Origin of the sequence: Prevotella sp. HMSC073D09 (genome assembly GCF_001814145.1) — a bacterium.
Taxonomy (GTDB): Bacteria; Bacteroidota; Bacteroidia; order Bacteroidales; family Bacteroidaceae; genus Prevotella; species Prevotella conceptionensis.
In genome coordinates this window covers 43,855-53,385 of record NZ_KV815128.1, presented here as the reverse complement: position 1 = coordinate 53,385, position 9,531 = coordinate 43,855, and the positions used below count along the sequence as shown (strand labels likewise).

The following is a 9,531-nucleotide window of genomic DNA, read 5'->3' as shown; positions in this document are numbered from 1 at the left end:
AGGCCTATTACAGCTGGTTCGACTACAAGATACCTACGCAGGTGGCCGCCATCGAGGCCATACAAGCCCTCGAACCCCACGACACAAGCACACTCGACGAGATGAAACGTTGGTTGTTGCAGCAAAAACGCACGCAGGTTTGGGATACGCCCATCAACAGTGTCAATGCCGTTTACGCCTTCCTCAACGGCAACATGCAGGTGTTGCAAGCCGCTGCCGACTCGCCTGCAAAGCTTTCAGTGGATGGCAAACGCCTCGAAACGCCCAACGCCTCGGCTGGTATGGGCTACGTAAAGACCACCATGACGGGTGCTAACCTCAACACCTTCACCGTAGACAAGACCGCCCCCGGCACGTCGTGGGGTTCTGTCTACGCCCAGTTTACGCAGCGCACAACCGACATTGCCGATGCCTCTATGGGCCTAAGCGTTAAGCGCGAGCTGCTGTACGATGGCGAATTGAAGGTGGGTAGCAAGGTAAAGGTACGCATAACCATCACTGCCGACCGCGATTACGACTTCGTTCAGGTGGTAGACAAGCGCGCCGCCTGCATGGAACCTGCTAATCAACTCACGGGCTATCGCGGCGGATTTTACTGCTCGCCACGCGACAACGCCACCTATTATTACGCCGACATGATGCCTAAGGGCACGCATGTGGTAGAGAGCACCTTTTATGTAGATCGCCCCGGAACATTCACAACGGGCACTTGCACCGTGCAATGCGCTTACAGCCCAGCGTATATGGCACGCACCAAGGCCCTAACCATAACGATAAAATAAACAATAACAATAATGAACAACAGTATTTTGGCGGCCATGCTCCTCTCTATGGCCGGCCTTTCGGCCTCGGCACAGCGCATGGAAGCTGTACGCGCGGCCATTGATTGTGGGCAAGTGCTGTATCGCACACCCGTGACCGCCGTCTTCGAAGTAAAAAACAAGGGTGGGAAACCACTGCGCATCACAGCCGTTCGCAAGAGTTGCGGATGCACCGATGTTAACTATCCCAAGACCGAGATACCTGCTGGGCAGGTGTTTAAGGTGCAAGCCACCTACGATGCCGCCCAAATGGGTCACTTCAACAAACAAATTGGCCTTTATGGGCCATCGGGAAAAGAACCGCTTGTGTTAACGCTGAAAGGCGTGGTGGTTGAAGAAGTGGTAGACTTCTCAGGCACTTACCCCTTCACCCTTGGCGATGTGATGGTAGAAAAGAACAACATCGAGTTCGACGACGTGAACCGCGGCGACCGCCCCGTGCAGAAAATACACATCATGAACAATTCGGGCAAGCCCGTACAGCCCGTATTGATGCATCTGCCGCCATATCTCCAAGCCGATGTTTCGCCCTCAACCATCATGTCGGGGCGTAGCGGTGTGGCCACCATTACGCTCGATTCGCGTTCGCTCCGCAACTTCGGCCTGACCCAAACCAACATCTATTTGGGCATGTTCCCCGGCGATAAGGTGTCGGCCGACAAGGAAATAAGCGTGTCGGCAGTTCTTCTCCCAGGATTTAACGAGCTGTCGACAAAAGACCTTCACAACGCGCCGCAAATAAAACTCTCGGCAACAAAGGTAGACCTTGGCACCATTTACGGCAAAAAGGTGAAGAAAGCCGAAATTGATATTGCCAATGTAGGTCACAGCACACTAGACATTAGCTCGCTGCAAATGTTCACCGCAGGTCTTAAACTATCGCTCAACAAAACGCACATCGTGCCTGGCGATATGGCCAAGCTTAAAATAACGGCCGACGAAAAGCAACTTAAAAACGTGAAGGCTGCACCCCGTGTGCTGATGATTACCAACGACCCCAAGCAGCCCAAGGTTGTGATAACCATTAATGTGAAATGATACAGGTAGAGATAGACAACGGGAGTGGATTTTGTTTTGGCGTTACAACGGCCATCAAAAAGGCCGAAGAAGAATTGGCGGCAGGCAAAAAGATGTATTGCCTAGGCGATATTGTACACAATGGCATGGAGGTGGAACGCCTAACGGCTATGGGCATGACCACCATCAACCACGAGCAACTTCGTGAATTGCACGATGTGAAAGTGCTGCTGCGCGCACATGGCGAGCCACCCGAAACCTACGAACTTGCCCGGCGCAACAACATCGAGATAATTGATGCCACTTGCCCTGTGGTGTTGCAGTTGCAAAAGCGCATCAAGAAACAATTCGACGCCAACCCCGATGCGCAAATCGTTATCTTCGGAAAGAACGGACATGCCGAAGTGCTCGGCCTTGTGGGGCAGACGCGCAGTGAGGCCATCGTGATAGAACATTTCGACGAGGTGTCAAAGCTGGATTTCAATCGCGACATCTACCTCTATTCGCAAACCACGAAGAGTTTAGACGAGTTCCACCGCATCATCGAGTACATTCAATCGCACATCAGCCCTACGGCCACTTTCCGCAGTTTCGACACCATTTGCCGACAGGTGGCCAACCGCATGCCCAACATTGCGCGTTTTGCAACCCAACACGATGTGATAATCTTTGTGAGCGGACGGAAAAGTAGCAACGGAAAGGTGCTTTTTAACGAATGCAAGGCCGTAAATCCGAAGAGTTATCATGTGGAGAATGCCAGCGAGATAAACCTCGACTGGTTTGCCGATGCCCAAACGGTGGGCATCTGCGGAGCAACCAGCACCCCCAAATGGTTGATGGAAGAATGCCGCGACCATATTTTGGATGCGCATAAAGAGCCATAGCTTACCCACAACAGGCCTTCCCCAAAGCGGTTTGCTTAGTTGTAACTAACAAACAAACTCACCTCTAAGCCCGCTCTAAGAGCGTGTGTTTAGAGGTGAGTTGCTGTATGTCTGCACTCGCGCACTTGTTTGTTATGCACTGCCAGCCTATGTCAGTCGTTAGGCCTTTGGCAGATAGTGAAATGCAATGAAGAACGATACCGCGAACAACGATTGAACCTTATCGGGGAGTAGTTAGTACATGCCTTTTATTAGAACTCGAAACCAAACTGTATCTTAATGGCCGATATGGGCGTTCCATTGAAATCCAAGTTATAGTAATACTCATTACTTTGGCCATAATTATAGGTTTCGCTGATATATACGTCGTATATCAGGGCATAGCCAATGGCTGCGTGCAGGGCTAACTTGTTGGTAAGGCCGAAACGGCAGCCCACCATGGGGTTGAAATAAAAGCCTTGAATGTCTCTACCGAATGCATAACCAAGCTTGGTGCCAATACAGGGCGAGATGGGACCATTGATAAAGTTGGTACGTATGTCGAGATAAATGGGGACAGTAACCGTATTGGGCTTGCCAAAATACTCAAAGCCGATGCCACCACCCACAAAAAGTTGCGGAAGAATTTGGCTACCAAGGCTAACGCTTAATCCTTCTCTATGATAACTGCTGCCGTCTAAACTGGCCGAAAAGCTACCTTCCACAAAGCCTTTAAAGCCTCTGGCTATTTTTTTTAGGCCATTGAAAGTCGGCTCGTCTTCGCTCTTCTTTTCTTTCTTTGCAATCTCGGCATTCTCTATACGTGCAACATCGTTCGTGTTGTAAACAAACAAGCTGCCGTCTGCTGTTTTTATCTTTACCTGCTTATTGGGTATTATTTCTACCAGCTGACCACGTATTACGTTGCCGTCTTTAAGATAAACCACGTCTTTCGTTGTTTGTGCAAAGGTTGTTACCGATGCAACAAGCATCAGTGTCAAAGTTAGTAATGCTTTCTTCATGTCGCTTTTGTTTTCTTTTTGTAAAGGTAGTAAGGGTTGCGGGTTTCCTTTATGTTGTTTCGCGATAAAGCACATGGGGCACAATGCCTGATGCGCCTTATCGCTTTTTTATTTTAGAATTCAAAGCCAAATTGTATTTTAATTGCCGAGATGGTAGAAATACTTCGCCTGAATGTGGTTGTGCCGTATGGGCTGTAGTAGCGTTCCTCGTGTGTATAATCAGCGTTTTGCAGGGCATAGCCAATGGCGGTGTGCAGGGCCAACTTGTTGGTAAGCCCGAAACGGCATCCAATCATGGGGTTGAGATAGAAACCTTCGAAGTCGCCAAGAGCCGTATAACCCACCTTCACGCCAAGGAAAGGACTGATAGGGCCATTATTGATAAAGTTAACGCGTACATCGGCGAATACAGGTACCGTAAGCACTTCCGGCTCGTTGTAATATTCAAGTCCAAGTCCTGCGCCAACAAACAGCTGTGGTAAGATTTGGCTACCCAAGCTAACGCTAAGTCCGCCCCTGTTAAAGTCGCTACCATTCATGCTTGCCGAGTACGAGTCGTCGATAAATCCCTTAAAACCCGTGGCAATCTTGCGCGTTCTGAACGACGACTTACGTTCGCTGCGCTGCTCTTTCACTTCTTTCTCCGCTTTTGCAATGCGGTCTACTTCACTTGTGTTGTAAACAAACACACTTCCATCTGCTGTTTTTATCTTCACCTGTTTCTCTGGCACCATTTCTATGAGCTGTCCATAGATAACGCTACCGTTTTTAAGGTACAACACATCCTTTGTCGATTGGGCAAAGGTTGCGGTGGATGCACCTAGCATCAGGGCCAATATCAATAGTACTTTTTTCATGTTGAGTTTGTTAGTATGCGCAAATATAGCAAATATTATTAATACTTGTTCCGTTTTGTGGCATAAATTATGTATTTAGTTGGAGAGTTTTTAAGTTTATGAGTTGAGTATGTGATTTCCTGAGTATGTGAGTATGTGAGTTTGAGCTTATGAGTTAGTTTTGAGTTTATGAGTTTGGGCTTATAGGTTTGTGAATTTTTAAGGTTATGAGTTTTTGTGTTTGAGCTTATGGGTTGGAGAGTTTTTAAGTTTATGGTTTTTTGAGTCTGAGCATATGGATTGGTGAGTTTTTAAGTTGATGAGTTTTTAAGTTTGAGCTTATGGCTTGGTGAGATTTTGAGTTGATGAGTTTTTAGGTTTGAGCTCATGAGTTAGTTTTTGAGTTTATGAGTTTGAACTTATAAGTTAAGGTCGTCATGCCTTTTAGTGCAAGCTCTGTACCCGCTCGCCTTGGCGAACGTAAGTGTATGTGTTTTCCATGTCGTTGCCCATGCGTGTGTATGTGGATGACTTGATTTTGTCTGGTTTTTAGTCGGAAATTTAACATTGTGAGTGCCTTTTTGCCCACCAATCGCTCGCCTTGCCGCAAATAATCGATTCTCGCGAAGGTTTGTTTTGATGCAAAAAGGGGGTAACCTGCTAATGCGGCAAAATGAATTTTTATTTAAAGTAACCGCCATTTGCACCCGTTTCTTTGCTATTTGCTGCTAAATTCAGTGCAATATGCAGCAAAACGCAGTGCATTTTGGTGCTAAACGCAGTGCGTTTTGATGCTAAATGCCTTGCGATTTGCTGCTAAACGCAAGGTGAAATGGTGCTAAATGCGCTGAAAAATGGTGCTAAACGCATGATGAAAAGCATAAAAATACGTTGCAATGGTATAAATACAACCCTCTCGAACCATTAGGCACATGGCTCAGAAGGGCAAATTAACCATGAAAAAGTGGGGTTTTGGGTGCTAAAAGCGGGTAATTGGGCATAAAAAATAATGAGTCCGCAACCAATCTAGTAAGGCTAAATGGTGCAAAATGCAGCCCTTTTTCTTAAAAAAGGACATATTGGAAGACGTGAAAGGTTATAAAAAGTGGGTATTTATCCACTTTTTGGCCTGTATTTCGCTAGAACGGAGTGAAAATCAGAACGATATTGTAAAATAAAAAAACAACATTTTAAGGTTTTGAGTTGGGGAGTTTATGAGTTTTTGAATTGGTAGGTTTATGAGTTAATGAGTTTATAAGTTGGTGAGTTTGCAGGTCGGTGAGATTATAAGTTGGTGAGTTTATGAGTTAATGTGTTTATATGTTGGTGGGTTTATGAGTTAATGAGTTTATAAGTTGATGAGTTTGCAAGTTGGTGATTCTTTGCGCCGATAAGTTTAATTCACCACCTCACCACCTCAAAAAATCATTAACTCCCCTCCTCAACAGCTTATAACCTCAAAAACTCCCTAACTTGTTAACTCAAAAACTCAAAAACTCATCACCTCATTTTTGCACCTATTCCGCCAAATTGTTGTACCTTTGTGCTAATCAATAAACACGAAAATGAACATCTGTATCGTAGCGGGTGCGCGCCCAAACTTCATGAAGGTGGCACCCATTGTACATTCAATAGAGAAAGCCAAAGAGCAGGGTAGGGACATAAACTATCAATTGGTGTATGCGGGATGCGAAGACGACCCCACGCTAGAAGGCTCGCTCTTCGACGATTTGCAGCTTGCACGACCGCAAGTGTACCTTGGCGTTGACTGCGATAACCTGAACGAACTGACTGGACAAGCGATGTCGGCCTTTGAAAGGTATCTGCAAGGCCACCCAACAGACGTGGTTCTTGTGGTAGACGACCTTGCATCTACCCTCGCCGCTGCTATTGTTACCAAGAAAAAGGGAATCCTTTTGGCCCACTTGGTGGCTGGTACGCGTAGTTTCAACATCGATATGCCTAAGGAAATAAATCGATTGGTTATCGATGGACTTAGCGATTTGCTCTTCACAGCAGGCGCGGGAAGTAACAGCATTGCCACGCGCGAAGGGGCGGAACTATCTAAAATATATATGGTGGGCAACATCCTGATGGACACCTTGCGCGTTAATCATAATAGGTTGGTGCGCCCTGCGTTGCTCACCGACTTGCACCTGGCCGATGGCGAATATCTTGTTTTCACGCTTAACCGTAAGGCACTCATCGCCAACATGCCCAATCTTTTGGCTATGGTTAGGCAGATTGTAGCGGCATCGGCAAATATGCCCGTGATTGCACCTTTGCGCGGAGCGGCAGCCAAGGCCGTTAACGAATGCTTGGAACAATTGGGCGGTGCAGCCAATGTACATGTTATAGAACCGCTTTCGTACTTGGAGTTCGGTTATCTTACGGCCCATGCCAAGGGTATCGTCACCGATTCGGGTAACGTGGCCGAAGAGGCGACGTTCAATGGCGTGCCTTGCATCACGCTGAACAGTTATACCGAACATGCCGAAACGGTGAAGCAGGGAACGAATGTGTTGGTGGGCGAAGACCCTGAGGCTCTAGCCGCTGCCCTAAACACACTGCAAGCAGGACAATGGAAACACGCATCAATACCCGACCGTTGGGACGGGCGCAGTGCAGACCGCATTGTTAGTATCTTGTTAGAGCAAAGAAGGGGGTGAGGAGTAAGGACAGGGGAGTTAAGGAGTTAAGGAGTTAAGGAGTTAAGCCAAATGCTTTGTTGCGGTGCGGATAACGACCTTGTCAACCAGTTTACTCGTAAACTTGTCAACTGATATTTAAGTTAAGGAGTTAAGCCAAATGAATAGGTGACGTTAGTCATTTTTTCACCTTTTCACTCTTTCACCTTTTCACCTTTAGTAGTTAAGCCGATAGCTTGGTTGCATCGTGGCGAACGCCCGTTTCAACCTATAAACTCGTGGGCTGTCGGCAAAAATAATAACACATATTACCCGCCTCTCCCCTTGGAGAAGGGTAGGGGGTGAGGCTTTTAAAATCAACAAACAATGGAAAAACGAACAATACCCGTGGTGGGCATGGCCTGTTCGGCCTGTTCTGCCAATGTGGAAAAGAAACTTAATTCGTTGCCAGGCATAAAGAGTGCGGCAGTGAATTTACCAGGGCGAACGGCCTTGGTGGAGTATAATCCCGACGAGATAAGTCTCGAAAGGATGAAAAGCGAAATCAATGCCATTGGCTACGACCTCGTGATAGAGACCAATCGTTCGGCAGAGGCCATAGAACGTCGTGAGCTACAACGGCTTAAACGGCGCACGCTGTTTTCGTGGGGCTTTGCCCTTTTGTGCATGTGCGTGTCTATGGGATGGCTTAACTTAGGCGGAAAAACCATAAACAACCAGGTGGCTTTGCTCTTGGCCTTGGCCAACTTCGTGGTTTGTGGCGGCGAATTCTTCTCGCGTGCATGGCGCCAACTGCGTCATGGCTCGGCCAATATGGATTCGCTTGTGGCCCTATCTACAAGCATCGCTTTCCTTTTCAGTGCGTTCAACACCTTCTGGGGCGATGCCGTTTGGGGGGCGCGAGGCATTGTTTGGCACACCTACTTCGATGCCGCGGTAATGATAATCACCTTTGTTCTTACAGGTAGACTGCTAGAAGAACGCGCCAAAAACGAGACGGCAGGCAGCATTAGGCAGTTGATGGGACTTGCACCCAAGACTGCACGCCTTATCGACGGCAACGAAATGCGCGATGTGCCCATTGCCACTATCGCTGTGGGCGATGTGTTGGAGGTTCGTGCAGGCGAGAAAGTGCCTGTCGATGGTGTTGTTACCGCGGCCGAAAGCTTTATGACGGCCGATGGCGCATACATAGACGAGAGCATGATAACGGGCGAACCCACACCCGCTTTGAAACAAAAGGGCGCGAAGGTGCTGGCAGGAACGGTGGTGTCGCAAGGCAAGTTCAGGTTTAAGGCGCAGCAGATTGGCGAACATACGGCCTTGGCCCAAATCATCAAGATGGTGCAAGAGGCTCAAGGCAGCAAGGCTCCCGTGCAGCGCACGGTAGACCGTGTGGCGCGTGTTTTTGTGCCCGCGGTGGCTTTGATAGCCCTTGTAACCTTCCTTTTGTGGTGGCTGTTGGGCGGAAATGCGGCCCTTCCGCAGGCCATTCTCTCGGCTGTTGCCGTGCTGGTCATTGCTTGTCCGTGTGCTATGGGCTTGGCCACGCCCACGGCTTTGATGGTGGCCATTGGCAAGGCGGCACAGATGAACGTGCTGATAAAAGATGCGGCGGCGCTTGAAAGCCTTAAAGGGGTGAACGCGATGGTGATAGACAAGACGGGAACGCTGACCATTCCCAACCAAAACATCGACTTTACCAAGGCCGACGACCTGCCGCTTGAAATGCGCGAGAGCCTTAAACCCCATGCCGAAGAGGCCATGGCCGAATTGCAAGACATGGGCATTGAGGTGTATATGATGAGTGGCGACAAGGATGAGGCCGCGCGTTATTGGGCGCAGAAGGCCGGAATAAGCCACTATCGAAGTAAGGTTTTGCCACAAGATAAGGAAAATATGGTGCGCCAACTGCAAGCCGAAGGCAAGCGGGTGGCCATGGTTGGCGATGGCATCAACGACACGCAAGCCTTGGCTTTGGCCGATGTGGGCATTGCGATGGGGCGTGGAACGGATGTGGCTATGGATGCCGCGCAGGCCACTTTGATGGGCGACGACCTACGTCGACTGCCCCAAGCCATACGCCTAAGCCGTAAAACAACGGCTATGATTGGACAAAACCTGTTTTGGGCCTTTATATATAATGTGGTGTGCATACCTCTTGCGGCAGGTGCACTTCATCTTTTCGGCATCAATTTTCAGATAACGCCCATGTGGGCCAGTGCCCTTATGGCTTTTTCTAGCGTGAGTGTGGTGCTGAACAGCTTGCGTTTGAAGTTGGCCAAATAACAGTTTGCAGAAGAACTTAACCCTTAAATAAAGAT

6 protein-coding genes and 1 pseudogene are annotated in these 9,531 nt (G+C 48.3%); 5 read left to right on the top strand and 2 right to left on the bottom strand.

From position 1 onward, the window contains the following. The 3 genes and pseudogenes from HMPREF2955_RS12660 to HMPREF2955_RS12650 form a co-directional block, all read left to right on the top strand. Window positions 1–782 (top strand): annotated as a pseudogene (locus HMPREF2955_RS12660) (alpha-2-macroglobulin); the annotation flags it as partial. A 12-nt stretch (window positions 783–794) separates the two neighbouring features. After that, window positions 795–1,859 (top strand): DUF1573 domain-containing protein, encoded by a 1,065-nt coding sequence (locus HMPREF2955_RS12655; protein ID WP_070723813.1) that lies wholly within the window; start codon window positions 795–797, stop codon window positions 1,857–1,859. Next, on the top strand, window positions 1,856–2,722 hold the full coding sequence (locus tag HMPREF2955_RS12650) for a 4-hydroxy-3-methylbut-2-enyl diphosphate reductase (protein WP_070723812.1): 867 nt from the start codon (window positions 1,856–1,858) through the stop codon (window positions 2,720–2,722). Before HMPREF2955_RS12655 ends, HMPREF2955_RS12650 begins: the two co-directional genes overlap by 4 nt. A 251-nt stretch (window positions 2,723–2,973) precedes the next feature. Here the strand turns inward: HMPREF2955_RS12650 and HMPREF2955_RS12645 are convergent, their stop codons facing one another. Both HMPREF2955_RS12645 and HMPREF2955_RS12640 read right to left on the bottom strand, forming a co-directional pair. After that, window positions 2,974–3,723, bottom strand: a complete 750-nt coding sequence (locus tag HMPREF2955_RS12645; RefSeq protein ID WP_070723847.1) for a hypothetical protein — start codon at window positions 3,721–3,723, stop codon at window positions 2,974–2,976. 113 nt (window positions 3,724–3,836) lie between these two features. Then, complete coding sequence (locus tag HMPREF2955_RS12640; RefSeq protein ID WP_070723811.1) at window positions 3,837–4,580, bottom strand: hypothetical protein; 744 nt, start codon at window positions 4,578–4,580, stop codon at window positions 3,837–3,839. A gap of 1,544 nt (window positions 4,581–6,124) precedes the next feature. Between HMPREF2955_RS12640 and HMPREF2955_RS12635 the strand changes: the two genes are divergently transcribed. After that, on the top strand, window positions 6,125–7,228 hold the full coding sequence (locus HMPREF2955_RS12635; protein WP_070723810.1) for a UDP-N-acetyl glucosamine 2-epimerase: 1,104 nt from the start codon (window positions 6,125–6,127) through the stop codon (window positions 7,226–7,228). A 345-nt stretch (window positions 7,229–7,573) separates the two neighbouring features. Beyond that, window positions 7,574–9,496, top strand: coding sequence for a heavy metal translocating P-type ATPase (locus tag HMPREF2955_RS12630; RefSeq protein WP_070723809.1), 1,923 nt, complete (start codon window positions 7,574–7,576; stop codon window positions 9,494–9,496). The last annotated feature ends 35 nt before the right edge of the window (window positions 9,497–9,531 follow it).